The organism is Burkholderia cepacia, assembly GCF_001718835.1.
GTDB lineage: Bacteria > Pseudomonadota > Gammaproteobacteria > Burkholderiales > Burkholderiaceae > Burkholderia > Burkholderia cepacia_F.
This window is the reverse complement of the sequence record NZ_CP013444.1, coordinates 374347-399701: the sequence shown is the minus strand read 5'-3', so window position 1 is coordinate 399701 and position 25355 is coordinate 374347. Positions and strand designations below refer to the sequence as shown.

General features: G+C 63.2%; 19 protein-coding genes. 7 read left to right on the top strand and 12 right to left on the bottom strand.

Annotation, left to right across the window (positions count from 1 at the left end; all coding sequences use genetic code 11):
• Positions 1-85 precede the first annotated feature (85 nt).
• Entirely contained in the window at positions 86-1237 is a 1152-nt protein-coding gene (locus tag WT26_RS22230) for a branched-chain amino acid ABC transporter substrate-binding protein (RefSeq protein ID WP_069273960.1), read from the bottom strand.
• Between the two features lie 254 nt (positions 1238-1491).
• On the opposite strand from WT26_RS22230, the gene WT26_RS22225 reads away from it, so the two are divergent.
• Complete coding sequence (locus WT26_RS22225) at positions 1492-2619, top strand: J domain-containing protein (protein ID WP_069273959.1); 1128 nt, start codon at positions 1492-1494, stop codon at positions 2617-2619.
• Positions 2620-2659: 40 nt separating this feature from the next.
• Here the strand turns inward: WT26_RS22225 and WT26_RS22220 are convergent, their stop codons facing one another.
• On the bottom strand, positions 2660-5578 hold the full coding sequence (locus WT26_RS22220; protein ID WP_069273958.1) for an FAD-binding and (Fe-S)-binding domain-containing protein: 2919 nt from the start codon (positions 5576-5578) through the stop codon (positions 2660-2662).
• A 2-nt stretch (positions 5579-5580) separates the two neighbouring features.
• Positions 5581-6609 carry a DUF1338 domain-containing protein gene (locus tag WT26_RS22215; RefSeq protein WP_059664951.1) on the bottom strand — a complete coding sequence of 343 codons (1029 nt, stop codon included), beginning with the start codon at positions 6607-6609 and terminating at the stop codon, positions 5581-5583.
• 227 nt (positions 6610-6836) lie between these two features.
• Between WT26_RS22215 and WT26_RS22210 the strand changes: the two genes are divergently transcribed.
• On the top strand, positions 6837-7790 hold the full coding sequence (locus WT26_RS22210) for a LysR family transcriptional regulator (protein WP_069273957.1): 954 nt from the start codon (positions 6837-6839) through the stop codon (positions 7788-7790).
• 90 nt (positions 7791-7880) lie between these two features.
• On the opposite strand, the gene WT26_RS22205 is transcribed toward WT26_RS22210, so the two are convergent.
• Both WT26_RS22205 and WT26_RS22200 read right to left on the bottom strand, forming a co-directional pair.
• On the bottom strand, positions 7881-8246 hold the full coding sequence (locus WT26_RS22205; protein ID WP_060156188.1) for a hypothetical protein: 366 nt from the start codon (positions 8244-8246) through the stop codon (positions 7881-7883).
• A gap of 151 nt (positions 8247-8397) precedes the next feature.
• The gene (locus WT26_RS22200; protein WP_230461711.1) at positions 8398-9645 is read right to left on the bottom strand and encodes an ankyrin repeat domain-containing protein; all 1248 of its coding nucleotides are present in this window, start codon (positions 9643-9645) and stop codon (positions 8398-8400) included.
• A 277-nt stretch (positions 9646-9922) separates the two neighbouring features.
• Between WT26_RS22200 and WT26_RS38515 the strand changes: the two genes are divergently transcribed.
• Positions 9923-10111 carry a hypothetical protein gene (locus WT26_RS38515; RefSeq protein ID WP_230461710.1) on the top strand — a complete coding sequence of 63 codons (189 nt, stop codon included), beginning with the start codon at positions 9923-9925 and terminating at the stop codon, positions 10109-10111.
• A gap of 143 nt (positions 10112-10254) precedes the next feature.
• On the top strand, positions 10255-11094 hold the full coding sequence (locus WT26_RS22195; protein WP_081333757.1) for a Fic family protein: 840 nt from the start codon (positions 10255-10257) through the stop codon (positions 11092-11094).
• A 43-nt stretch (positions 11095-11137) separates the two neighbouring features.
• Here the strand turns inward: WT26_RS22195 and WT26_RS22190 are convergent, their stop codons facing one another.
• From WT26_RS22190 to WT26_RS22175, 5 genes are all read right to left on the bottom strand, one after another.
• Positions 11138-11527, bottom strand: coding sequence for a hypothetical protein (locus WT26_RS22190; RefSeq protein ID WP_069270872.1), 390 nt, complete (start codon positions 11525-11527; stop codon positions 11138-11140).
• Positions 11528-12112: 585 nt separating this feature from the next.
• Complete coding sequence (locus WT26_RS22185; RefSeq protein WP_059893779.1) at positions 12113-13513, bottom strand: hypothetical protein; 1401 nt, start codon at positions 13511-13513, stop codon at positions 12113-12115.
• 12 nt (positions 13514-13525) lie between these two features.
• Positions 13526-13816 (bottom strand): PAAR domain-containing protein, encoded by a 291-nt coding sequence (locus WT26_RS36140; RefSeq protein WP_059866255.1) that lies wholly within the window; start codon positions 13814-13816, stop codon positions 13526-13528.
• A 1-nt stretch (position 13817) separates the two neighbouring features.
• On the bottom strand, positions 13818-15230 hold the full coding sequence (locus WT26_RS22180) for a hypothetical protein (protein WP_069270871.1): 1413 nt from the start codon (positions 15228-15230) through the stop codon (positions 13818-13820).
• The gene (locus WT26_RS22175) at positions 15220-18846 is read right to left on the bottom strand and encodes a type VI secretion system Vgr family protein (protein ID WP_196222182.1); all 3627 of its coding nucleotides are present in this window, start codon (positions 18844-18846) and stop codon (positions 15220-15222) included. Before WT26_RS22175 ends, WT26_RS22180 begins: the two co-directional genes overlap by 11 nt.
• A 590-nt stretch (positions 18847-19436) precedes the next feature.
• Between WT26_RS22175 and WT26_RS22170 the strand changes: the two genes are divergently transcribed.
• Positions 19437-21065, top strand: a complete 1629-nt coding sequence (locus WT26_RS22170) for an NADP-dependent glyceraldehyde-3-phosphate dehydrogenase (RefSeq protein ID WP_069273956.1) — start codon at positions 19437-19439, stop codon at positions 21063-21065.
• 250 nt (positions 21066-21315) lie between these two features.
• On the opposite strand, the gene WT26_RS22165 is transcribed toward WT26_RS22170, so the two are convergent.
• A complete protein-coding gene (locus tag WT26_RS22165; protein WP_069271816.1) occupies positions 21316-21684 on the bottom strand; it encodes a nuclear transport factor 2 family protein in 369 nt (122 codons plus the stop codon).
• A 341-nt stretch (positions 21685-22025) separates the two neighbouring features.
• Between WT26_RS22165 and cysS the strand changes: the two genes are divergently transcribed.
• The gene (gene cysS, locus WT26_RS22160; RefSeq protein WP_069273955.1) at positions 22026-23432 is read left to right on the top strand and encodes a cysteine--tRNA ligase; all 1407 of its coding nucleotides are present in this window, start codon (positions 22026-22028) and stop codon (positions 23430-23432) included.
• Between the two features lie 55 nt (positions 23433-23487).
• Here the strand turns inward: cysS and WT26_RS22155 are convergent, their stop codons facing one another.
• Positions 23488-24222: an SDR family oxidoreductase gene (locus WT26_RS22155; protein ID WP_069273954.1), complete on the bottom strand. Its 735-nt coding sequence runs from the start codon at positions 24220-24222 to the stop codon at positions 23488-23490.
• Between the two features lie 103 nt (positions 24223-24325).
• Here WT26_RS22155 and WT26_RS22150 point away from each other — a divergent pair, with 103 nt between their 5' ends.
• Positions 24326-25237 (top strand): LysR family transcriptional regulator, encoded by a 912-nt coding sequence (locus WT26_RS22150; RefSeq protein WP_069270866.1) that lies wholly within the window; start codon positions 24326-24328, stop codon positions 25235-25237.
• Positions 25238-25355 lie beyond the last annotated feature (118 nt).

Genomic DNA, 25355 nt, shown 5'->3' with positions numbered 1-25355 from the left:
GTGCGCGCCGGACTGCTTGCGGTATTTCAGCATGGACGGAACCGGCGGGAAAGCGTCGCGCGCGCCCCCGGCCCGTCCGTTCAGCTCAATCCGCCGATTTCGTCGTGACCGGCTGCCACGCGGCGTTCTTCACCTCATACAGCGTCGAGCTCGGGTTCTTCAGGTCGCCCGTGTTCGTGAACGCGATCGTGCCCGTGATGCCGTCGTAGCGCGTGCCCTTCAGCGCGCCGTTGAAATCGGCCGGCTTCGTCGAGTTCGCCTTCTGCATCGCGTTGATCGCGATCCACGTCGCGTCGTAGGCGAACGGCGCATACGCGAGCATGTCGACACCGTACTTCTGCCTGAATTTCGTTTCGAACTGCTTGCCTTTCGCGAGACGCGACAGCGGCTGCCCGTATTCCCACACGGCCGCGCCTTCCGCCGCATTGCCGGCCAGCTTGATGAAGTTCGCGTTCATCACGCCGCCGCCCGCGAGGAACTGCGCGCGGATGCCGAGCTGGCGCATGCGCTTCACGAGCATCGCGGCCTGCGCGTCGAGGCCGCCGAAGAACACGAGATCGGCGTTGGTGCTCTTGATCTTCGTGAGCTGCGCGCTGAAGTCCACTGCCTTGTCGTTCGTGAATTCGCGCGCGACGATCGTGCCGCCGTTCGCCTTCACGGCCTTCTCGAATTCGTCGGCCTCGCCCTGGCCGAACGCGGTGCGGTCGTCGATGATCGCGATGCGCTTCGCCTTGGTCACGCTCGCCGCATAGGCGCCCGCGTTGCCCGCGTTCTGCGTATCGGTCGCGATCACGCGATACACGGTGCCGAGCCCGGCACGCGTGATGTCGGGATTGGTCGCCGACGGCGTGATCATCGGAATGCCGGCCTTCGCGTAGATCTTCGACGCGGGCAGCGTCGTGCCCGAATTGAAGTGGCCGATCACGACGGCCACCTGCGCGTCGGCGAGCTGCTGCGCGGCCTGCACGCCGGTGCGCGGATCGCTCTGGTCGTCCTGCGACGCGACGACGAACTTCACGGGCTTGCCGCCCACCGTCGGATGCGCGGCGTTCGCTTCGTCGACGGCCATGCGCACGCCGTTCTCGATGTCCTTGCCGTACGCGGCGCCGCCGCCCGTCAGCGGGCCGGCGACGCCGACCTTGACGACCGTCTCCTGCGCGTGGGCCGCGCCGGCGGGAAGCACGAGTGTCGCCGCGGCCAGCGCCGCGCCGGAAAGAGAGCGAATTCGGAATTTCATCGGGGCATTCCTTCGGTCTGGGGGGAAGCGGATGCGCAGCGCGGCGCCGTCTCCGGGAGCCTTTCATCGCGAAAGAGGTGAATGGATTGTGGGTAGCCAATACCCGTGCAGCAAACGAAATATCGGAACTATGTTGTGCGCAATAGTCATCAAGTCGCGGCGAACGCGCAATCCGGCAGACTGCGAGCGTCAGCCGTTCAGGCGCTAGAATGGCCCCTTTGTTTCATGCACCGCAGCCACCAGGAGGAACAGCCATGCCCCGCACAAACAGCCGGTCCGTCAGCATCGCGCCGGGCTCCGGCAAGACCGTCCTGTCCAAGGGGCAAAAGGCGTTCAACGCGCTGATCAAGCAAATCGAGAAGCGCCGCAAGCGCCTGTCGGCATGGGAGCACGTCATGCCCGCGTTCCAGAAGCGATATGTCGACGAGCTGTTGCCGCTCGAACGCGCGTGGACGGAGCTGCGCACCACGATGGCTTTCCGGCTCGACGAGGCAAGCGGCCGGAAAGGCTTGACCAAGGCCGAGCAACGCACGCTCTCGACGCTGCTCTCCAGCCTCGCCGGCGACCTGCTCGACGTCAGCGACGACGCGCAGTTGAAGATCCTCTACAACCGGCATCGCGGGACCGACTACGACGACGAAATCGCCGCCGGATTCGCGACGATGAAGGCCGAGCTGGAAGCGATGCTCGGCGTCGAGCTCGACGACGATCTCGACATGAGCGCGCATGACGAAGTCCTGCAACACGTTCGGGCGAAGCTGGAGCAACAGCAGGCTCGGGACGAGGCCAACAAGCGGGCGCGGGAAGCGCGGCGGGCCGAACGGCAAAAAACGGCGAAGCAGCTTGCGAAGGAGTCGCAACAGCAAGCCGAACAGGTCGCGCTGAGCCAGTCGATCCGCGACGTCTATCGCAAGCTGGCGAGCGTGCTCCATCCCGATCGGGAGCCCGACCCGCTGGAGCGCGAGCGCAAGACTTCGCTGATGCAGCGCGTGAACCAGGCTTACGACAGGAACGATCTGCTGAAACTGCTGGAACTGCAGCTCGAACTCGAGCACATCGACCAGCACACGATCAACCAAATCAGCGAAGATCGCCTGAAGCACTACAACAAGATACTCAAGGAGCAAGTCGCCGAACTCGACCAGGAAATCCGGCACGTGGAATCCCACCTCAGATTCGCCTACGGACTTTCTCCGTACGTCGAAGTCTCTCCCGACACGGTGTTGGTCATTCTCGCGCGTGAAATCGTCGGGCGCGAGCAGGACATTCGCAATCTGAAGGAAGAGATGCCGCTGTTCGACGACGTCGGGAGCCTGAAGCGTTGGCTGAAGGAGCTGAAACGTCAGCAGTCGGCCTTCCCGCTCGACGAGATGCCGTTCTGACGCGCGGACGTCGACGCTTTGCCGGCGTCGACGCCGTCCGTCACACCCCGAGCGCCCGCTTCGCGAGCTGCGCGATGTGCAGCGGCGCGCGGCCCGCGCCCTGCTCGATCTGCTCGCGGCAGCTGAAGCCGTTGGTGACGACGATTGCATCCGCGCTCGCCTGCCGCACGAGCGGCAGCAGCTTGCCTTCGCCGATCTTCATCGACAGGTCGTAATGGTCCTCGTTGAAGCCGAACGACCCCGACATCCCGCAGCAGCCCGTGTCGAGCAGTGTCCAGCGCACGCCGAGTTTGTCGAGCAGCGCGGTTTCTCCCTGCATCCCGAACAGCGATTTCTGATGGCAGTGCCCGTGGACGACCACGTCCGCGTCGAGCCGCGGCCACGCGAACTCCGCCTGCGCGACGAAATCGGAGAACAGGAACGTCTGCGCGGCGAGGCGCTTCGCGAGCGGTTCGTCGGGAAGCTGCTTCAGCAGTTCGTCCTTGAACACCGACAGGCAGCCGGGCTCGAGCCCGACGACCGGCACGCCCGCGCCGATCTCGCCGGCCAGTTCGTCGACCGCCGTGCGCAGCAGCGCGCGCGCCTCGTCGAGCAGGCCGTAGTCGTACAGCGGCCGGCCGCAGCACAGGCGCTTTTTCGGCAACGTCACGTCGTAGCCGAGCGCGCTCAGCACGTCGACCGCGGCCGCCGCGATGTCGGGCGAGAAATGCTCGTTGAACGTATCAACCCACAGAATCACCTTGTCGCGGGCCGGCGACACGTTCGTGCGCTGCCCGATCCCTTGCCGCTTCGCGATCGCCCGGAACGGACGCGGCGCGAACGCCGGCAGCGCCCGCTGCGGCGCGATGCCCGCGAGCCACTTGCCGATACGCGCCAAGGGCGGGGTCGAGGTCATAAAATTCGTAAGCCGAGGAAAACGGCTCGCCAGCGGCGCCCATTGTCCGATCCTCCCCATGAACATCGCCTGCCGCGGCCGGCGATGCGTTTCGTAGTAGTGCGACATGAATTCCGCCTTGTACGACGCCATGTCGGTATGCGTCGGGCAATCGGACTTGCAGCCCTTGCACCCGAGGCATGCATCGAGCGCTTCCTTGACCTCGGCGCTGTTCCAGCCGTCCTTGATCACGTCGCCCTGCAGCATCTCCCAGAACAGGTGCGCGCGGCCGCGCGTCGAGAACTTCTCCTCGCGCGTCGCGCGATAGCTCGGGCACATCGTGCCGCCGTCGAGCGAGCGGCACTTGCCCATGCCGATGCAGCGCTCGATCTCGCGCTGCATCCCGTCGCCCTCGGGGCTCGCGAAGGTCAGCTTCGTCTGCAGCGTCACCGGCTTGTACCCGGGGCCGAGCCGCAGGTTCTCGTCGGCGCGGTACGCGTTGATCACCTTGCCGGGGTTCAGCCGGTTCGCCGGGTCCCAGATCGCCTTGAACTCGGCCATCGCCTGCATCAGCTCCGGGCCGTACATGATCGGCAGGAACTCGGCCTTCGCCTGGCCGTCGCCATGCTCGCCGGACAGCGAGCCGCCGAAGTCCACCACGAGCTGCGCGGCCTCGCGCAGGAAGCCGCGCCACACCTGCACGCCTTCCGCGCTGCGCAGGTCGAACGTGATCCGCGCATGCACGCAGCCGTCGCCGAAATGCCCGTACAGGCAGGTTTCGTAACCGTAGCGGTCGACGAGCGCCTGGAACGCGCGCAGGTAATCGCCGAGCCGCAGCGGATCGACGGCCGCGTCCTCCCAGCCGGCGACCGGATCGGGCTTGGACGGATCGACCGACAGCGCAACGGCCGACGCGCCGGTTTCGCGGATCGACCAGATCTTCTGCTGCTTCGCCTTCTCCGTGACGACGAAGCCGCTCACGTCCGGCCCCGCGCCGCCGCCGTTGAAATACGCCTCGGCTTCACGCGCCTGCGCGAGCGCCGCATCGACGGTGTCCGCGCCGAACTCCAGCACGACCCACGCGTCGCCCGGCGGCAGCAGCGCGATTTCGTCGGCCTTCAGCCCGCGCGCCTGCAGCCCGCGGATGATCGCGCGGTCGAGGCCCTCGATCGCGATCGGCGCGAAGCGGTTGTAATGCGGCACCGCGTCCGCCGCGGTGAAGATGTCGGTAAAGCCGAGCACGAGCAGCACGCGGCACGACGGGCTGTGCACGAGCCGCACCTTGGCCTGCAGCGTGATCGCGCACGTGCCTTCGGTGCCGACCAGCGCGCGCGCGACGTTGAAGCCGTTCTCCGGCAAGAGCTGGTCGAGGTTGAAGCCGGATACGCGCCGCTTGATCTGCGGAAACTCGTTGCGGATGCGCTCCGCGTAGCGGTCGCGCAGGTCGCGCAAGCGGCGGTAGATCTCGCCGCGCCGGCCGCCTGCCGCGATGATCGCGTCGAGTTCGTGCTCGGGCGTCGGGCCGACCCAGAAGCGCGCGCCGTCATAAGTGAGGATCTCGAGCGCCTCGACGTTCTCGACCGTCTTGCCGGCCATCACCGAATGCGCGCCGCACGAGTTGTTCGCGATCATCCCGCCGAGCGTGCAGCGGCTGTGGGTCGCCGGGTCCGGCGCGAACGTCAGGCCGTGCGCCTCGGCCGCGTCGCGCAGCGTGTCGCACACGACGCCCGGCTCGACGAGCGCCGTCTGCGCGGCCGGATCGACCGACACGACGCGGTTGAAGTACTTGCTCGCGTCGGCGACCACCGCGACGTTCACGCCCTGCCCGTTCTGCGACGTGCCGCCGCCGCGCGTCAGGAACGGCACGTCGAAGCGCCGGCACACGCCGAGCGCCGCGGCAAGGTCGTCCGCGTCGGCCGGCACGACGACGCCGAGCGGCACCTGCCGGTAGTTCGACGCGTCGGACGCATAGAGCGCCTTCGTGCCGGCATCGAAACGCACCTCGCCGCGCATCGCGGTGCGCAGGTCGGCCGCGAGCGTGTCGAGCAGCGCCTGCCCGACTTCGATCGGAGTTGCGCGCTTCACGATTATTTCGCCGCGTTCGCCGTCATCTTGAAGATGCCCTGCGCGTTGCCCGCATCGAAACGCAGGTCGGTCACCCAGCGGCGCGCCGCCTGGTCGAAGGTGCGCTTGCGCGTGATGAACTCGTAGAACGAGCCCGGCACGTTGCGCTTCACCGTGCCGCCGTCGCGCGTGCGGAACTCGCGCTCGACGGTGTCGGCACGATAGGCGGTCTGGAACACGCGGCCCGAGCGCGAACGCTCGACTTCCGGCTTCATCGGCCGGCCCTTCGCCTTCTCGTCGTCGGACAGCTTGAACACGTCGGCCACGCGGTCGGTCGCATGGTTGAACGCGTTGCCTTCGGTCGCGATCCACGCCATTTCCGCCGATTCCAGCAGCAGCGTCTCGTAGTCGAGCTCGTTCGGCAGGTCGTGCTGGCGCGCGAACGCACCGACGATCTCCGGCAGCAGCGCGTGCGCGGCCTCCAGCGACAGCCAGCCTTCGCGCTCGACTTCCCACAGCAGCGCGACGGCCGCCGGCGACAGCGGATCGCGCGACGAGCTGACGACGTTCGTCACGGCCTGCTGGAATTCCTTCGAGAAACGCTCCGGGTGCAGTTCGCTGACGAAGAACTGCGCGATTTCGTCCGGCGCGTCTTCATGCGCATACGCGCGGCCCGTCATGCCGAGCTTGTCGAGCGGGTAACGGCCGTTCAGGCGGAAGCCGAGCGGACGCAGGATGCGCGTGAACGCGGCCTCGCCCGGCGGCAGCGCACCCGTGTGCGGCCAGCGCACCGTGCGCAGCGCGCCGTGGTCGAAATAGACCGAGCCGCCGCTTTCGATCGCGTCGGCCGTGTACGCGCGGCCGTTCGCCGAACGCTCGAGCAGCCCTTCGAACAGCGCCATGTTCATCGCCTGCGCGATTTCCGCGCGCGTCACGACGCCGTCTTCCCATTCTTCGAGGATGGCCGGCATGTTCAGGGTCGAGAACAGGGCGTCGGTCTTCGCCTGTCCCAGCAGCTTCGTCAGCAAGCTCTCGATATTCGGATTGCGCATCAGGATTCTCGTCTCTCGGGGGACCGCCGGCAAACGTGCCGGCAACTCGTCGGCCGGCCGCCCAGCGGGCGCCTGGCCTTGCGTGGGGAGCATTATTCAAAGGGTTGCAGCCGGGCGTAAAGCGAGATTAAATTGATACGTGATGAGTTTTTGGAATTATCAGCCGTTCCTCGCCCGCCTTCCGCCCCCGCGCGGCGCGGCCCTGTTCGTCAGACGAAACGAGCATCATGCGTAAATTCAAGATCCCCAACATGGGCGCGCTCGTGGCTTTCGAAGCCGCCGCGCGTCACGAGAGCTTCACGCACGCGGCCAAGGAGCTGTTCCTGACCGAAAGCGCGGTTTCGCGACAGATCGCGACGCTGGAAGCCAGCCTCGGCGTGCGGCTGTTCGCGCGCGTGAAGCAGCGCGTCGTGCTGACGCGCGCCGGCAAGCTCTACGGCACGCAGGTGCGCCGCGCGCTGGAGGCGCTCGACCGCGACACGCTGTCGATCATCGCGCACGGCAGCGGCGGCGGCTACCTGGAGCTGGCGGTGCTGCCGACCTTCGCGTCGCACTGGCTGATCCCGCGCATCAAGAGCTTCTACGACCGCACGCCCGACGTGCGCGTGAACATGGGCAGCCGCACCGACCTGTTCTCGTTCGAGGACACGCACTTCGAGGCCGCGATCCACTACGGCAAGCCGACCTGGCCCGGTACGTCGTCCGACTACCTGTTCGGCGAGGAAGTCGTGCCGATCTGCTCGCCCGCGCTGCTCGACGGGCCCGTCGAGCGCGTCGAGGATCTGCTCGCCTACCCGCTGCTGCACTCGACGACGCGCCCCGGCGCGTGGGCGCAGTGGTTCGAGACGCACGGCGTCGAGGACATCCGCACGATGCAGGGCGTGCGCTACGAGCTGCATACGATGCTGATCAGCGCGGCCGCGGCCGGGCTCGGCGTCGCGCTCGTGCCGAAATTCTTCGTCGAGGAACAGTTGCAGCAGCTCGGCCTGGTCGTGCCATGCGACGCGGCGACGGTCGGCGATTCCGCGTACTACCTCGTGTATCCGACGGAGTTCAGCCACAGCAAGCCGCTGGAGCTGTTTCGCGGCTGGCTGCTCGAGCAGGCGAGCGCGTATGCGGCGCCGGGGCGGGACCGGGACGATGAAGGGGACGAATTCGTGGACGACGAAGACGTCGAGTGACGCATGGGAAGGGAGGGAGACGCGGCCGGCCTGTCGGGGCCGCGTCGTTCTGCGCGCGGAGCGACGGGCCGAAACCCGCCGCCCCGTGCGTCATTTCAGTCGGCAGTTGCTCGCCGTCGCGATGCCCGATGCGACGTCCGCGCGGCAGTGCAGTGTGACCTGCTTGCCGACCAGGCGTTGCGCCTTCTGCTCGTTCACCGAGTCGGCGAAGGTCGCGCGCACGGCCTGCTCGGCGTCCTCGCCTTCTCCGATCTCGGCAAACGTCGCGCCCGTGAAGCCCTGCTGGAAGCCGAGCAACGTGCCGGTCAGCGCAATCGGCTTGTCGAAGTACTTGTCGCCGCCCGCACCCGTGTAGGCCGCAATCATCTGCTCGGCCGACACCTTGATTTCGCCTTTGGCGGCGAATGCGCCCGATGCGATCGTCAGGGCAAGCGCGGCAAGTGCCACTCGTTTCATGGTCTGGTTTCTCCGTAGTTGAATACCACTGCAAAAAATCGGCGCGACAGCGCCGACGAAGGACGGAGGCCTTGCGCGCACGCAGGCGGCATCGCTCCGCGCCGCCGCGATCGGGCAACCCGTCGACAGCGCATCGCGCAAGGCCGTGCGATTACTGGCGCGGCGCCCGCTCGATCAGCGCAGCGGCCGCGGCGTCGACCAGATCCGGCGCGGACTTCGCCTTGCGCGCCACGACCTCGCGCACGCTGCCTGCATAGTCGCTGCCGTCGACGTCGCCGCTCATTGCCGGCGCGTCGGGATTCGCGCCCGCTTCGAGCAGCGCCTTGACGCAATCGGGGTTGTGCGCCATTGCCGCGTAGAGCAACGGCGTCGGGACGCTCTTGGCCGGGCGCGCGGGCCTCGGGGGTTCGACCGGCGTGCCGGGCTTGTGCAGGATCGCGATGCGCTCGGCCGCCGTTGGGTCGGGCTGGCCGTTGAGTTCGTAGCGCCGCTCACAGACGAAGGTCAGCGGCGACGCCCCGGAATTTGAATGCGCATAGGGGTCCGCGCCGCCGTCGACCAGCGTCTTCAGCATCGCGAGATCAGAGGCGGCGCGACCGAACAGGATCGTGCGGCCGCTCGGGTCGGCGGCGCGCGGGTTGGCGCCGGCCTTCAGCAGCATCCGGACCAGCTCGAGCGAAGGCGTGTAGGCGCTCGCGGCCGTCTCGAGCGGCGTTTCGCCGTTCGGCGCGATCACGTTGACGTCCGCGCCGGCGTCGATCAGCAGTCGCACCGTTTCGATCTGCTCCGGCTTGGCCTCGCCAAGCGACAGGTTGCCGATCGTGTACGTCAGCAGCGTCGGGCCGCCCGGCGACATCGGCATATTGACTGCGACCCCGGACGCGAGGAACAACCCCACCACGTCAGGCACCCCGCTGACGACAGCGAGGCCCATCGGCGTCAGTTCCTCATCCGGCATCGCGGACGGCTGCGTGGCCGTCTTGTTGTACGGGCGGGCGCCCCGCTTCAGCAGCGCCTTGACGCGCGCCATGTTCTGCGGCGTCTTCTTCACCGCGTAATCGCCCATCGCGGCCATCAGGTCCCATTCCTTGCCATCCAGCGCGTAACTCGCGCCGGAAAACGCCAATCCGGCGCACAGGCACGCCAGCCCCCGTGCCAGCACAGTGGCAATTCTTTTATTTCTTTCGATCATCCAGGTTCTCAGGTTCTTTTTTGTTCGCAGCGCACGCGCTGGGCCGCCATTATCAGTGCAATTCGGAAAACGGGAAGCGCTTTGTTCGGGGCGCGGTGCATCGGATGCCCGGCGCACCAGGGCGAAAACGATACGGGCATTGAATGATACAGGCGAGAAGGCGCGTGTCCGGCGCGCGCCGGACCGGGCAACCCCGATCCGGCGCACCGGCCAGCCGACCTCGTATCGGCATCGCGGCAGATCCGGTTTTTTTCACGACGCGTGTGCTCTCAGGTTCGCTGTATTTGTTCGACGTTGCCGCGCGTCGCCATTATCCGCCCGATTTGGCCGAAAGTGAAACGTTTGCGCGCGCACTGAACCAGTTCGAGCCGGCCATTCGGTAACATGCTTTCTTTTTCATTACGGCGCGGGTCGGCGTCGCTCTAAATCTTGGGCACTGCACGTCACCGACGCGAAGAGCCGACATCTTGAGCGCGACATACTCGTGCTGCTGCTCGGATTCACATGTGGCATGCGCGTGTCGGAGACCGCCCAGATCGAGGAAGATCTCGCGGCACTCCCGCAGCAGGAACTGTTGCGCGTGGCGATGAATCGGCTGGGTATGACGCGGGCGGAGTTCGCAGCGCGGCTGAATCGCCGGTCGCGCGCTGGACAAATGGCTTCTGCCGGATGACTTCCATGACGCACGCACAATGCCCGATATGGGCCCATCGTATGTGCTTGATATCCTGCAATGGCAGCAAAAGCGAAAGCCCTCTTGACCATCCCCATTAGGGATATATCCTGTTCCTCAATTGAGCTCTCTCTGAGACGCAAATGCCGAATCAAACCGCCGCGCTGCTGAACGCGATCGACGCCGACAAGGCGACGCTCGACGCTGCGCGCCCGCTGCCGCAGCACACGATTGCCTCGCTGCGCGAAAAGTTGTTGCTCGAGTGGACGTATCATTCGAACGCGATCGAGGGCAACACGCTGACGCTGCGAGAAACCAAGGTGGTGCTCGAAGGCATCACGGTCGGCGGAAAATCCCTTCGCGAGCACTTCGAGGCGACAAACCATCGTGACGCGATCGTCTATGTCGAGGACATCGTGGCGAAAGCGGAAGCACTGTCGGAATGGCAGATTCGCAACATCCACAGTCTCGTGTTGAAGGGCATCGATGCTGAAGAAGCGGGCCGGTATCGCCGCGAAAACGTGGTGATCGCGGGCGCGAGTACAACCCCGCCGGATTTCATGCATCTGGCTGTCGCTATGGCCGCGCTGATCGACTGGAATGAGGCGGCCGGAGACATGCATCCGGTCGAGCGGGCGGCGGAACTGCACACGCGATTCATGAAGATTCATCCGTTCATTGATGGCAACGGGCCGACGGGGCGGCTGCTGCTCAACTTCGAGTTGATGAAGGCGGGCTATCCGCCCGCGATCATCCGCAAAGAGGATCGCCTTGCCTACTACGACGCGCTCGACAAAGCATGCGTGAGTGGCGATTACGGCGACATCACGCGACTGGTTGCCGAATCTGCACAACGCTCGCTCGACACGTATCTCGACGTGCTCGGGCTGCGTCATGCACCCGCACCGGAATCGCAATCTAATGGCAATGAGGATCGAGTTATATGGGTTCTCGATGAAGGCCACCGGACCACAACTGAATAATCCGATCGTTTTAATCACACCCTGTGATTTTTACTCTGGTCTCTCAGTTGTCGTACACGAGGCTCTCGACACGAAGGCCATCCGAAGTTTCGAGTATGTCTGCATGCGCGGCTACAGGACAGAACATGACGTTCGGCGGGAAATCGCCAGGCTTCGCTTTGCTTCGGTCTTCTACATAAATTCTGATTTCACCATTAGCCGGAGCATTGCCGAACTGCCTTCCGATGTAAAACAGCTTGCGGTTCACCCGGTAATACCCGCGCCCGAAATACCGGAAGGAGTCGTCCTTTTTCGCAATCACCTTTCCATCAAGATAGACCGCATCACCTTTCTGGACGAACGGAAAGAACGACGTGCCAATCCGATACTCGATCACCTGGTAATGCTTTTCCTTTATGTCAGTCTGAATTTTGTCTTCAAGGTCTCCGTACATGGGTTGTTCGGTCCCGTAGTATCCAGTTGTTTTTACCGCAGGCAAGCACGCGTACGCGAGCGTACTGCATGCAAGCGTGAGCAACGGTACAGCTATTCTTTTCGACGGTTTCAAGGCACTCCCCCTCAAGCCACGTCAGAAAAAAATCACAGGATGTGATTTTTGTTCCGAAGCTCCGTTATTCCTTCACCGGCAAGGCCGACCTCGCTTATCCCGGCGCGCATGCCGTTTGCGCAGCACCCGCCACCAGTATCGCCCCCCCTGCGCTCTGGCCCATTTTCGGAAATTTCGCGGCGTCATCTCCTTGCCGCGCTCCCGGCAGTCGCCGTGCCAGCAGGTGTCGAAATAGAGCTCTAGGCCATTGCGAACGAACCAGATTGAAACGGCATGGCATGCGCTCTGGCCCACGGTCCAGACAACACCCAAGATACCAACTCCGCCCCATATGCGGTCCAACGGATATGGCATAGGCATGCTTCCCACGACCAGGATTAAGGCACACACCAAGGGCATCAGCCGCCAGCGATGGGCACGCCAGGCACTTCGTTTTTCCGCTGTGGATTGATCCATAATTCTTCACCTTGATTACCGTCTGTACGTGCGCCGGAAGTCATCGACAAGCCTCCTGTATCGCAGGTATTTTGCCCCGGCAAATGCGGCACCAAGGACCACCGCCATCACCACAGCAGCCGTATCAAAATCCTTCCAGCCATCGTGAACGTCGAGAAGCAGCACACCAGTTATGCCCAGCGTTACAAGGGCGATTTCGGCAACGGGGATGAGGGAATAGGCGTAACTGTCTTTCCATGGCGCATTCACCCCTCGCAGTTCCCTGGCAGCCAGGTTGAGCGTCACGCCCTTCTCTCCCGGCAGCGCCACGAGCTGCGCGCCCTGCCCAAAGTGCGCCATCTTTGCCGCCAGCGCGTAGACCAGCCACCGTGATGCAGGAGCCTGTGGACCGATAGCGGGATCAAGCGCATGTGTCGAAACCTCCAGTCCGCTTTCCTTCACCGCGCCCAGGGTCGCGTGCTGCGCGATGCCCTTAAGGCGGCTGTGCCAGAAATTACGGATGCGCTTCGGTTCAACCTGTTCTGCCTTAAGTAGCAATGTCAGCGCTTCCTCGGCCTGATCGGCCTCCGTCTCAATCCCACGCAGCAACCACGCCTGCGGCTTGAGCTTGTCGCGCAGATTCCACCAGTGCTGATGCGAGGCCAGCAACAGCGCCACGGCAAACTCCGAACACGCCTTCGGCGCATCCGGGTTGTCATTCAGATGCCAAGCCAGCACCAGCCGGTATGACGGGTCGCGGTCAGCCGCGAACCACTGTTCCGCAAACTTTGGTTCCGTGCCGGCCTGCATGCGGATGATCTGCGGCGCACCAGGAAGCGCCAGCTTTTTCCACACGGCGTGAACGGCATCGGAAGATTCGTCCCGGTCGCCCTGCATCATGAGCTGGAATGAATTACTCTTCATCGCACGAGCCAGCTTCGACGTGAGCGGGACAAGCAACTTTTCCAGCACGGCGTGCAACCGGGATTCGGCCCCTGTCTCGTCCACGTCGATTGCCATTACCTTGCCCGGATTCTGCGGTGGCGTGCCGTCCAGCCCCAGCAGGCGCTCGCCCAGCTCCGGTTCCGGAGCAAGCACCACACTGTCGAGTACGGCGACACCTGAACGCCCGTCACGTTGCCATGAGCTACGCAGCTGCCAGCCCTCACGATTGGTAACTGCCGTGTCGAAGGCATACGCCCCATGACAAGTGTGGTATAGCAAGGCAGACAGCGCCCCCCAGAAAAGCGGCCCGTTCAGCAGGATTCCTTGGAGAAAGTCAAATGACGCTACCGATTTCCCCTTGGGCCATGTCACTACGGTTATCGCCAATGCAAAGCATTCCACGACAATGAACAGCACGAGATAAATCCAGATAGGCGGCGGCTCACCCGCATCCTCGTCGTCGGGTATCGCCTGGTTCCAGCGAAAAACCATCGTTCCTCCGTATCAACCTTCGTATGTCCAGTCATGCTGGGAAGCAACCAGCATCGGCGGCGGATTGCAGCGACAACGACAGAAGTCGCCTTCCAGTGCGGGCAGCTTGCCGTCCATGGCGTCGTCTTCCGAACGCGGGCCATTCGCGACGATGAGTCCGGTGGAGCCACATGCGGGGCACTGCACGCGCGCCCCGAGGTAGCTCATGCCGCGCTCATCGGGACCAACGCCGTCGAGGCCGTCGAGGACAGTGCCGTTTGCCGTGGTCCGGTCCAGGTGGAGAATGCAGGCACGTTCGCTCATGTCAGACTCCCAGCCATTCCCACTCGGCCCCATCGTCCCGCCCGGGCATGGTCTGCCCCTGACGCACGGTGACGATGCCCGCGAGATCGTAGCGGTACAACCCGCCAGAAAAACTCCCCGAGTGAATACGCGCAAGCCAGCGGCCACTACGTGGACATTCCGAATCCGGTTTGCAGAACTGCCTTGTTGCTTCGATCATGTCGAACGACCACTGCTTGACAGGCGTCGGCGCGCTACCCTCCCACAGCCATTGCACCGGCCCGTTAAGCTCAGTGCCACTGGCAGACGCCATCAGCATTTTCACGTTGTCCGTTGTGGCAACGTCTCCGGCCTTGAACGGCACGAGCTGCAGGCTGCGATGGGTGCTGGCGTTCGTGCGCACGGCACGGTACAGGCCGTCCTCTGCGAACGTCTCACCCGGCTTGACCGGCTGCCATGACATTTCGGCGCGACGCATTTTCTCCCACTGCTCGCGTTCCTCGGGTGTCGAGGGGTAATCGCGGTCGAATGTCACGCGTGTGGGGGTCTTGTAGTCCGAGTGGAAATCAACATAAAGCAGACTGGACTGGATTCCGGTGACTTCCATGCTCATGAATGCACCGGCATATAAATCGTAGCTCCCTGCCGAGAATTTATCGATGTTGTTCGTTTTCATCTTCAAAACCACGTCACTATGCGGTGCAAGATTTACCTCGCCATCAGGAAACTGCGCCGGATCGACTAGAGTCTGCCCTGCCAGACCAAGGCCAAATTTAGCTCCCGTACCGCTCTTCGAGTCACTTACACCCAAGCTATCCTTGCCCATTCTGGCATCCCATTTATCGGGAGTTTTGAACCTGATCGGGTAGTCGCCGCCATTCGTGAATCTGACGGACACCAGGAAACCATCCTTTTCGCGATCAATTGATACCAGTGAAATTTCTAGTTTCACGATTTTCCGGCCATCCAGTACCCCTGCATTGGTGAGCTTCTCTACCAGATCACCTATTTTGATCGCAACAGGGCGGCTAAAATCCGTCATATAACTGCTCCGCATCTCTCCGCCACACTTCGCAATGTAAAGATCAGGCAGCGTCACATCGCTTTTTGGGTCTTTCGGAGAACAGAGCAGCTCGGCCATCTGTCTGGCGGATTCCAGATTTTCACCATTCAGGTTCAGCTCATATATTCCAACACCGCTGATATTCCGGTTTCCGTCAGAATCACCAATCTGCACCCGAAGCACATCCCCCGAAACGGATACTTCGTTATTTCCATATTTATTGATGCTGCCGTCTGCAGCGCCATTCGTCGCGTAGCTAAATTTCATAAATTGACTCTCTGCATTCACAGTTTCAGCACCCACATTGTTTCCAAGCCCGGACAGAAAAATGGCAGCATACCCAAAGTGTGCGATCCATGACTTACGAGTCATAGCCAACCCTCCACAGTTTATTCGTCGCAAGCGAAAACTGGCGACGCACATATTCCAGATAATATGGCTTGATAGCCGCAGTGACGCGGCCGCCCTGTAATGCCGCATTCGCACCATCACCCATGACATTGGCACCGACGTATGTTGCGTCGGTTTGTGAGTGCCCTTGCCACACCATTGCACCCGCCTTCGCATCGACCAGCGAAAAATCAATCTTCTCGTTCTTGATATACGACTCATGAAGCCAGCCGCCCTGGTCGTAATATTCATCGGGGAAGTTGAAATAGTGCCCACACTCGTGTGCTTCCACATTCGCATCCGGGTAATCGAGAATTTTCCTATTTTGTTTATATTTATACTTCTCCCCCCAGGACCCCGTGTCCGCCCGAAGCACTTGCGGAAAAAGCTTAAGCGATACGTGCGGATTGAATCCGGCAATCGGTGCGCCCTTGACCGATACGCGAAGATCAACCTTGAATTTGACCTTCACCCGGCACCCACACGCTGCCCCTTTGGAACAACCATCCAGGATCAGCTTGTAGCCGCCCTGATTCAGCACCGCCTCGATGCGACCGATTAGCGCCTTGACGTCAAATTTAGGCCCGACCGCATCGCGGTAGTCCATTTTTACACCCTGCTTCACCATTCCAGGCGTCATCATTGAATGCGCAGAATACTCATATGGAATCGTCGCTTCGTCAGCGGACACCGATGTATCGCGCACGCCTTTCAGATCGACGGGGAACAAGTCCATCGGAATCATCATGGCGCGAACCGTACAGGTAATTTCCTTGTCCTGTTCGCTGTATGCAAACTCATAATTCGAATCTCTCGAACCACCACCCCGATATTGCACCGTTTTATCGTCGTTCATCCATGGAGTCCGGTTATTCAGCACGCCCCAATACGAAATAGATTCAACGTGCTGCGTAACGTCAGCCTTCAGATCCGACATTTTCCAGTCGCAGGGAACAGCGTTCACCAGCTTGATAGGATCAGGCGCAACATAGGTTTGCTGCTGGTCGCCAGGACTGTTCAGTGTGACCTTGCCTTTAGGAATCCCTGCATCCACATTTGACGGCTTTCCGTCAAACGGCGAAAAGGCAGACGCACCCGGCGGCAGCGCACTGCTGGATTGACGCGAGAAAAAGTCGCCAAACGGAGACGGCGCATTCGCACCCGCATCCGGCGCGGGAGCAACTGCCCCGGTATTGCCAAGTGACTCCCACTGCGGCGCGTCCAGTGCGCGCGCTGGCGGCTGTACGAAGTCCGGGTTGGTACGCCACACTTCGCACCCGGTCGTGTACGGCACAAACACTGGCGCGAACGCCGCCCCGCCCAGGTCCATCTGTGCCGGGCCTACCTTCTTCAAGCCGCTTGTCTTGAACACGGCACCGCCTCGCGAGCCGAATTCGATTCCGCCCGGCGTCATGCGCAGATACGAACCGCCGACGTTCAGCACGATCTCCTTGGAAGACTTCACATGCAGCACACCGTCCACCGTCTCCATGGTCATGTCGCCCTGCGAGGCGAGCTGCATGCGGCCGCGCTGGGCCTGTGCAACCAAATCCCCCGCCGACGTAATGAGGCTCATGCCCTTCTGCGAGAACAAGGACAGCATCTGACCCGCAGCGACCGTGAAGCGCTTGAGCGTACTGAAATGCACGCCTTTTTTTGCGCTGCCGATGATGGTGCCGTCAGCGGCAAGATGCACGCCGTCGCCCGACGCGACACCGACCGGTCCCGGACCCGTGACCAGCACACCCGGCTTCTTCAGGTCCTTCAGGCCAGCGTTGATACCCTGCTGCGCTTGCGTATCGGCGGGCGACGCCTTCGATGCCCCAGCAGAATCAGCCAGTGACTTGACGAACGTCTGGTGATCCTTGAACTGCGCGTCCGTCTCATCCATGGCGAGCACCTTGCCGCTGCCGCCACCCTGGCTGTACGCCGTCACCATCACGCCCGCGCCACCCCGGTTGACGAGATAGCCCCCCGTGCGAAGCTCCGCCCCCACCCCGCGTTCCTTCAGGTCGCGATCCGGGATGAAGCCGAGGTTGAGCTGCGAGCGGCCCGAGTGCTCCGTGCTGAGTTCGATACCCTCCTGGCCTTCCCAATCCTCCATCCAGAACTTGTTGCCGGACTGCGTGCGAATCTCGTTTCGCGACATGCGGCGGCGCGAACTGTTGATGAGGTCGGGCCGCGTGCTGTTTGGCACGAATGCAAGAATGACAGGCTTGTTCGGGTTGGCTTCCCAAAATCCGATCATCGCCTGGTCGCCGTCCAGCGCGGGCATGTGCATGCCGGTGTTGTTGCTGCCCGCAAACGGCCTTGCCAGTTTCAGAGGAATGCTTTCGCCGCCCTTCGGCCAGTTGCCGAAGTCGCAGTGCAGGCGGACAACGTATTCGCCTTTTTCCGTAAGGAAACTGTATCGATATTTATCCGGAGAACATACTGTTGCCCCGAGTGCACCGAAGATTTTAGGCCACCGGCTTTCGTCAATCGGCTTACGCCAGACACGATCGGCCGGAATCGCACGGATCGAATTCGAATAGCTCTCGCTGCGTCCACCCCGGTGAATCACGCGCGTGATCACCATGCCATGCGGCGCATCCTCGTGCGGCTTGTCCGTTTCCAGCGTGCGCCCCGGAAAGGCTCCAAGGATCGTGCTCTTGATGCGGTACTCGACTTGACGCGCAAGCGCAGCCTCGTGACGCAGCAACGCCTCGCGCTGTGCGCCGTCCTGGTCCAGGTGATGCGTGCCCCACACCACGGGCGTGCCCTGCATGGTCGTGTCGTCGTCGGTGTAGCCGACACTTTCTTCCGCCCTGATGCGCTCCCATGCGGCATCGGGATTGAAGTCCCCGACCATATAGCTGCGTGGCACCGAACGCGTGTGGACCTTGAACGAGTGAATCTCTTCCTCGAATGTGAGCAGCCCCGACGCGGGACGGTCTCGCACCATGATCGGCGGACGCATGTAACCGTCGATATCGTCGGCGATCACCAGCTCGTCGCCATGCTCGCCAGGCCTGGTGTACCAGTACAGGCCATCCTGCTCCATCTGCAACTGGCAGAACTCCAGATCAGAAAGGTTGTACTGGAAACGGAATGCGTGCCGCACATGCGTGCGGCGTAGGTTCGTTTCGACCTGCATGAAAAACTTCAGGTCGTGGCGCCCGATAATTTCCTGAATGATCTCCGGCGACGACAGCCCCTGGTATGTCGCGCAGTTCAATGCACCGTCGAGTACGGCGATATGCTGGCGGACAACAACCTCATATGTGCATAGGTCGCGTGATTCCGAAACGGCGTTGAAGGTGGAAACGGAACCATTGAATTCCCGCATTCCACGCCCGTCCTCGGGCTGGATGGTAAAGCGTGCGAGCTGCCCGAGAATCTGTTTGCGCGATACAGCCTTCGGCGTGGTGACAAGCAGCTTGACGCGGTACGGCTCGTTGAACGCTTCCCGCGCTTCCCAGGAAACGACCGACAGTTCTGGAGCGGTTGGCGTCTTGTCGTCATCGCGCCGTCTTGGCGACTGCCGCACGATGATATTCAGGTGCGCCGACTGGCGCCCCGTCAGTAACTGGTTGCGAACACCATCAAATTCAGCCATGCGGTTCCCTGCGATAAACAGTATGTCTAACGACAAACTTTCCGACATCGCAATCTAACGGGAATGAAGGCCGAGTTATATGGGATAAGTTCGAAATATCGACCTCCCCCCGCGTCGTTCATAGGATTCCTCTATTTTTTTGATAAATCGAAAATTACCTCAGTGTTTCACTGGTGACGCCAGCGCAAGAGAGAGCCTCGCTCGCCTGCGAGAATGATGTCGCGGCTCCGGCCAGCGACGTGGCGTTCAGCAGCGCGCGACAGGCGCTCTTGTTGCGTTTCATCTTGGAACGTGGATGGGTAGGGAAAGTAAACGGCGAAACAGGCAGTGACATCGCGTCATGGGCCGGAACATCTCGAAATCACCAACGATAATGATTCGCGTTTGCGATCTTGATGTTTCGCCAGCAGTCCCTTGCGTTCGCCACCGCGTTCCTTTTTAATGGAACTGGTTACATTTCTTGTGTCGGCCAGACCTCCGCGTGACGCTTCGTCGTGCGCGCGTCATCATGCCGATTCAGGATCGAGGATCGCTCAGCTCAGGATTCGCATCGCCCGTCCTTCCCGGACACCCCGTCAAACGAGACCGTCATGCCCGATTCCGCCTCCCTGCAACAGCTGTTTCCCGCTTACGAAGACATCCCCGCCGAATTCCGGCTGAAATCGCCGATTCACCAGCGCGTGTCGCTCGTCGACGGCGAATTGCGCCCGTGGGACGGCGCGACCAAGACCGTGCTGTCGCCCGTGTGCGTGCGACAGGCGGACGGCAGCGTCGAGCAGGTCGAGATCGGCAGCTATCCCGTGATGGGCGAACCGGAAAGCGACGCGGCGCTCGACGCCGCGGTACGCGCGTACGATTCGGGCCGCGGCGAGTGGCCGACGATGAAGGTCGAGCAGCGCATCGCGTGCATGCAGGACTTCATCAAGCGGATGGTCGCGCAGCGCGAGCTGGTGGTGAACCTGATCATGTGGGAGATCGGCAAGAGCCTCGCCGATTCGCAGAAGGAGTTCGACCGCACCGTCACGTACATGACGCAGACGATCGACGCGCTGAAGGAGCTCGACAACGCGAACTCGCGCTTCGTGATCGCGGAAGGCACGATCGGCCAGATCCGCCGCACGCCGCTCGGCGTCGTGCTGTGCATGGGCCCGTACAACTATCCGCTGAACGAGACTTTCGCGACGCTGATCCCCGCGCTGCTGATGGGCAACACCGTGGTGTTCAAGCCGCCGCAATACGGCACGCTGCTGTTCGAGCCGCTGCTCGAGGCGTTCCGCGACGCGTTCCCGAAGGGCGTGATCAACACGATCTACGCGCCCGGCGCGGTGGTCGTGCCGCACATGCTCGCGTCGGGCAAGATCAACGTGCTCGCGCTGATCGGCTCGAGCAAGGTGGCCGACCACCTGAAGAAGCAGCACCCGAAGTCGCACCGGCTGCGCGCGATCCTCGGCCTCGACGCGAAGAACGCGGCGATCGTGCTGCCCGACGCCGATCTCGACCTCACCGTGAAGGAGTGCCTGCTCGGCGCGCTGTCGTTCAACGGCCAGCGCTGCACCGCGCTGAAGATGCTGCTCGTGCACCGCTCGATCGTCGACGAATTCCTGAAGCGCTTCACCGCCGCGCTCGAGCAGCTGAAGATCGGCATGCCGTGGGAGAAGGGTGTCAGCATCACGCCGCTGCCGGGCATGCACCGCACGGCCTACATGACGGACGCGATCGACGACGCGAAGGCCAGGGGCGCGCAGGTCGTCAACCATTCGGGCGGCGCGTTCAGCAAGACGCTGTTCTATCCGGCCGTCGTGTACCCGGTGTCGGAAGGGATGAAGCTGTACCGCGAGGAACAGTTCGGGCCGATCATTCCGGTCGCGCCGTTCGACGACATCGAGACGGCGCTCGACTACGTGACGACGTCGGATCACGGCCAGCAGGTCAGCATCTTCGGCTCCGATCCGGTGCAGATCGGCGCGCTCGTCGATCCGCTCGTGAACCAGGTGTGCCGCGTGAACATCAACTGCCAGTGCCAGCGCGGGCCCGACGTGTTCCCGTTCGCGGGCCGCAAGGATTCGGCGGAAGGCACGCTGTCGGTGAGCGACGCGCTGCGCGCGTTCTCGATCCGCTCGATGGTCGCGGCGAAGCAGACCGACAGCAGCAAGCAGCTGCTCGATTCGATCGTGTCGGATCACACGTCGAAGTTCATCAACACGGGCTTCATTTTCTGAAGCGGGTGCGGGCGGCGTGGCGCGTTGCGCGCCGCCCGGTTTCGCATCGAGCGCGATGACGCAAGCGCCGATCCGGCAGTTTGCGCTCACGCGTGTTCCGCGACGACCTCGTTCAGCCACGGCCGCAACCCGCCGAGCGTCAATCCGCCGTCGACCAGGATGCTCTGCCCCGTCACGAACCGCGCACCGTCGGACAGCAGTCATGCGACGGCGTCGGCGACGTCCTCGATCCTGCCGGAAGCCGCCTGCGTTACGCGATCCTGGCGGCGTGCCCGGCCACGACGCGCCAGACGGCCCCGGACTGCCGCCACAGCCGGGTATAGGCGAACTCACCGTCGAACGGCGTCGCGCCGAAGCGGCCTGCCAGCGCGGCCTTCGTGGTGACCAGGATCATTTCTCCGATGCGGTGAACGGCGGTCCCGTGCAAATCCAGCCGGTCCAGACGCAGCAGCCTGTCGCGGTGAACGGACAGATCGTCGGGTTTCGACAGGACCTGCCCGTCCGGGCCGGTGAAAACGAGGTCGTCATCCAGCAGATTAGCGAGCGCTTCGACGTCGTTGGCGAGCATCGCCGTCCGGAGCGCCGCTTCATATTTCCCGATGATCGTCACGTCGTCCATATCGAAGCCCCGCATCGCCATACGCGTCGTTGATCCTGCCGGCAGTCACCGCATCGCGCGTTTTTTTTACCGCGGACTCGAACCGCCCGTCAATCGAACGGCCATGCCCGCAACCACGCGCCGCTATTGACCAGCCCATCCGCGAAACGCTACGATGCCCGTCATGCCCAGTCACGTTCACCCCCTCCTTTCTCCGGTGCGCGCATGTTGTCGAAACATGCCGGGGGGAACCTGCGTCTAGCGTATCGCTATACGTCACTGCGTCACATCCTTCTGGCCGCCCGTTGCAAAACCGGCGGCCTTTTCGTTTTCGCGCGCTGCCTTCTAGCCGGAGCAACACGATGCCGCTTGCGCTGTATGACACCTGGTCGCGCACCCTGCGCCCGTTCGCTGCGATACGCGACGATCACGTCGGCCTGTATTGCTGCGGCCCCACGGTCTACGACGATGCCCACATCGGCAACCTGAGAACCTACGTGTTCGAGGACATCCTGCGTCGCGCGCTGACCCGCAACGGGCATGAAGTCCGGCACGTCGTCAACATCACCGATGTCGGCCACCTGACTTCGGATGCGGACGAAGGCGAAGACAAGATGGAAAAGGGCAGCCGCCGCACCGGCGAATCGGCGTGGGAGATAGCCGCGCACTACACCGACGCCTTCAAGGCGGACTGGCGCGCGCTCCACCTGCTCGAGCCGACGGTCTGGTGCCGCGCCACGGATCACATCGCCGAACAGATCGCCTTTATTGAGGAAATCGAACGAGCCGGCTACGTCTATCGCACGGACGACGGCCTCTACTTCGACACCAGTCGGCAGGACGACTACGGTTATCTCGCGCGGCTCGACCGCGCGGGGTTGCAGGCAGGCAAGCGGGTTGCAGTCGGCGCGAAGCGGAACGCGACGGATTTTGCGCTGTGGAAGTTCAGCCCGGCCGGCGTCAAGCGGCAGATGGAATGGGACAGCCCGTGGGGGCGCGGCTTTCCGGGCTGGCATATCGAATGCTCGGCGATGTCGGCGAAATATCTCGGGACGTTGTTCGATATCCATTGCGGCGGCGAGGACCATATCGCCGTGCATCACAGCAACGAGATCGCGCAGACGCGGGCGGCCCACGGCACGCACCTCGCGAATTACTGGATGCACGGGCATTTCCTGACGCTCGACGCCGATACGAAGATGTCGAAGTCGAGCGGCGATTTCGTCCGCCTGCAGACCTTGCAGAGCCGGAATATCGATCCGCTCGCGTACCGTTACCTGTGCCTGACGGCCCATTACCGGAGCAAGCTGCATTTCAACTGGACGTCGCTTGATGCTTCGCAGACGGCGCTGAATCGCCTCAGGCAACTCTATTCCGGCTGGCCCGACGGCGGCAGCGCCGATGCGGCATTCGTCGCGCGATTCGATGCCGAGGTCGATCAGGATCTGAACATGCCGCGCGCGCTGGCGGTCCTGTGGGAGCTCGTCAAAAGCAACCTGCCGCCCTCAACCTTGAAAGCGACGGTGGAAAACTTCGACGCAGTGCTGGGGCTCAAGCTGCGCGATTGGCGGCCGTCGGCATCCGACGTTCCGGAAGCGGTTCGCGCGCTGCTTGGCGAGCGCGAGCGGGCCCGGGCAGAAAGGAACTGGGCACGGGCCGACGAAATCCGCGAGACGCTGAAGGCGCGCGGCTGGCAGGTCGAAGACGGCAAGGATGGGCAACGCGTGACCAGACTCGCCGCGAACGTCACGCATGCCGGGCCAGATTGAGCCGGCCACGGCATCGAATCAACGACGGTCGACGACGGCCGGCAGCCTCGCGGCCTCACGCAAAGCGCCCACCGCCGTCGACATGCAGGATTTCGGCGTTCACGTAACCATTGCCCAACAGGAACGCAATCGCTTCGCCGACTTCGTCCGGCCGTCCGACGCGGCCAACCGGCAACGTGGCCGCCGCCTGGGCAAGGATCGCGTCGCGGCCCTCCGGGCCGAACACGTCGAACAGCGGCGTATCCACGAACCCCGGCGAAACGACGTTGACCCGGATCGGCTTGAGTTCGAGCGCAAGCGAGCGCGCGAGCGCCTCGACGCCGCGCACGGCGGCGGCAATGACGGACGTGCCGTCCCCCGACGGACGATCGGAAAGCTGCCCGCTCGTCAGGACGATCGACGCCGTGGGCGGCATCAGCGGCAATGCGGCCCGGATCGCATGCACCGGCCCCGCGATGCGCTCGCGAACCGCGGCCAGCAGTTGCTCCGGATCGGAGTCGGCCAGCTTGCCGACGATGAAGCTGCCCGCGGTAATGACCAGATGGTCGACGCGGGTCATCTCGGCGAACACCGCGGCGACCGCTTGCCTGTCGGCGATGTCGGCCACCGCGATGCGCGCGCCGCCGATCGCCTGCGCGGCGGACTCGAGCTTCGCGCGGGTCCGGCCGACGAGCGTGAGGTCGGCGCCGCGCGCCTTGGCCGCCGCCGCTGCCGCAAGGCCGATTCCCGAGCTTGCCCCGAACACGACGACATGCGCGCCGCCGAGCGACGATTGCGTGACTGATTGCATGGTGTTCCTGTCGAAAGAAGTGAAGGTGAGGCAACGTTACGTCATGCCAATCCTGGATGGAATGCGCGAAAATCGCATACGGCCTATTCCACAGGGGAATGACTTGGATTCGCTTCAATCGATGTGGCTGTACACGCGCGCCGTCGAGCTGGGCAGCTTCTCGGCGGTTGCCCGCGAAGAAAAAATCGGTCAGCCGACGATGAGCAAGGTTGTCTCCGCGATGGAGAAGCAGCTCGGCGTCCGGCTGCTGCAACGGACCACCACGAGCCTGACGCCGACCGACGAAGGCCGGCGCTTTTACGAGCGCTGCAAGCAGATGCTCGAAACCTATGCCGACGCCGTCGCCGACGTGCGCGGCCAGGCGCAGCGGCCGGTCGGCAAGCTGACGGTCAGTGCGCCGATGGGGCTCGGCGAATTGCGCCTCAACGCGCTCGTGCTCGAATTCCTCGCGCAATATCCGGAGATCGAAGTCGAGCTGAACCTGACCGACCGCATCATCGACCTCGTCGAGGAAAGCATCGACGTCGCGATCCGCATCGGCAACGCCCTTCCCCCGGATGCCGTCGCCCGCAATGTCGCGTGGTCGCCGCGCGTGCTGGTCGCGACACCCGACTACCTGAAGCGCGCGCCGCGAATCCGCCGGCCGGAAGACTTGCTCAGGCATCCGTTCGTCGGCTATGCGCGCGCCGCCGTCGGCGCGCAGCTCGAACTCAGCAAGGGCGCCGAGACCATCGTCGTCCTGACCAACGGGCGCTACCGCGTCAACAACTCGGTCGCGCTGCGCGAGTGCTATCTCGCCGGCATCGGCCTGGGCAGTGCGCCGGCGTGGGTCGTGCAGGACTTGATCGATGCGGGGCAGTTGGTCAGGGTGCTTCCCAAGTGGGCAATCCCGCCGCATTCGGTGCACCTGATCACGCCGTCGCGCCGCTACCCGCCGCTGAGGGCGCGCGTATTCCTGCAGTTCATGGCCGAGCGCATTCCGATGCTGCCGGGGTTTCATGCGTCGGGAGTTTGAAGCAGGCGGCCGCCCCGTCGACCGCCCGCGGCTGTGAGACGATACGGCCTCTCGAACGTCATCCTTGCGGAGAATCTGCTTGAAACAAGAAAAAGTGCTTGCAGCGTTAGGTCGGGCC

Coding starts and splice junctions, on each gene's coding strand:
- WT26_RS22205 (WP_060156188.1), bottom strand. CDS start 8,246: ATGAAACGAGTGGCACTTGCCGCGCTTGCCCTGACGATCGCATCGGGC.
- WT26_RS22155 (WP_069273954.1), bottom strand. CDS start 24,222: ATGCAATCAGTCACGCAATCGTCGCTCGGCGGCGCGCATGTCGTCGTG.
- WT26_RS22230 (WP_069273960.1), bottom strand. CDS start 1,237: ATGAAATTCCGAATTCGCTCTCTTTCCGGCGCGGCGCTGGCCGCGGCG.
- WT26_RS36140 (WP_059866255.1), bottom strand. CDS start 13,816: ATGAGCGAACGTGCCTGCATTCTCCACCTGGACCGGACCACGGCAAAC.
- WT26_RS22185 (WP_059893779.1), bottom strand. CDS start 13,513: ATGGTTTTTCGCTGGAACCAGGCGATACCCGACGACGAGGATGCGGGT.
- WT26_RS22175 (WP_196222182.1), bottom strand. CDS start 18,846: ATGGCTGAATTTGATGGTGTTCGCAACCAGTTACTGACGGGGCGCCAG.
- WT26_RS22225 (WP_069273959.1), top strand. CDS start 1,492: ATGCCCCGCACAAACAGCCGGTCCGTCAGCATCGCGCCGGGCTCCGGC.
- WT26_RS22215 (WP_059664951.1), bottom strand. CDS start 6,609: ATGCGCAATCCGAATATCGAGAGCTTGCTGACGAAGCTGCTGGGACAG.
- cysS (WP_069273955.1), top strand. CDS start 22,026: ATGCCGCTTGCGCTGTATGACACCTGGTCGCGCACCCTGCGCCCGTTC.
- WT26_RS22210 (WP_069273957.1), top strand. CDS start 6,837: ATGCGTAAATTCAAGATCCCCAACATGGGCGCGCTCGTGGCTTTCGAA.
- WT26_RS22180 (WP_069270871.1), bottom strand. CDS start 15,230: ATGACTCGTAAGTCATGGATCGCACACTTTGGGTATGCTGCCATTTTT.
- WT26_RS22195 (WP_081333757.1), top strand. CDS start 10,255: ATGCCGAATCAAACCGCCGCGCTGCTGAACGCGATCGACGCCGACAAG.
- WT26_RS22190 (WP_069270872.1), bottom strand. CDS start 11,527: ATGTACGGAGACCTTGAAGACAAAATTCAGACTGACATAAAGGAAAAG.
- WT26_RS22170 (WP_069273956.1), top strand. CDS start 19,437: ATGCCCGATTCCGCCTCCCTGCAACAGCTGTTTCCCGCTTACGAAGAC.
- WT26_RS22165 (WP_069271816.1), bottom strand. CDS start 21,684: ATGGACGACGTGACGATCATCGGGAAATATGAAGCGGCGCTCCGGACG.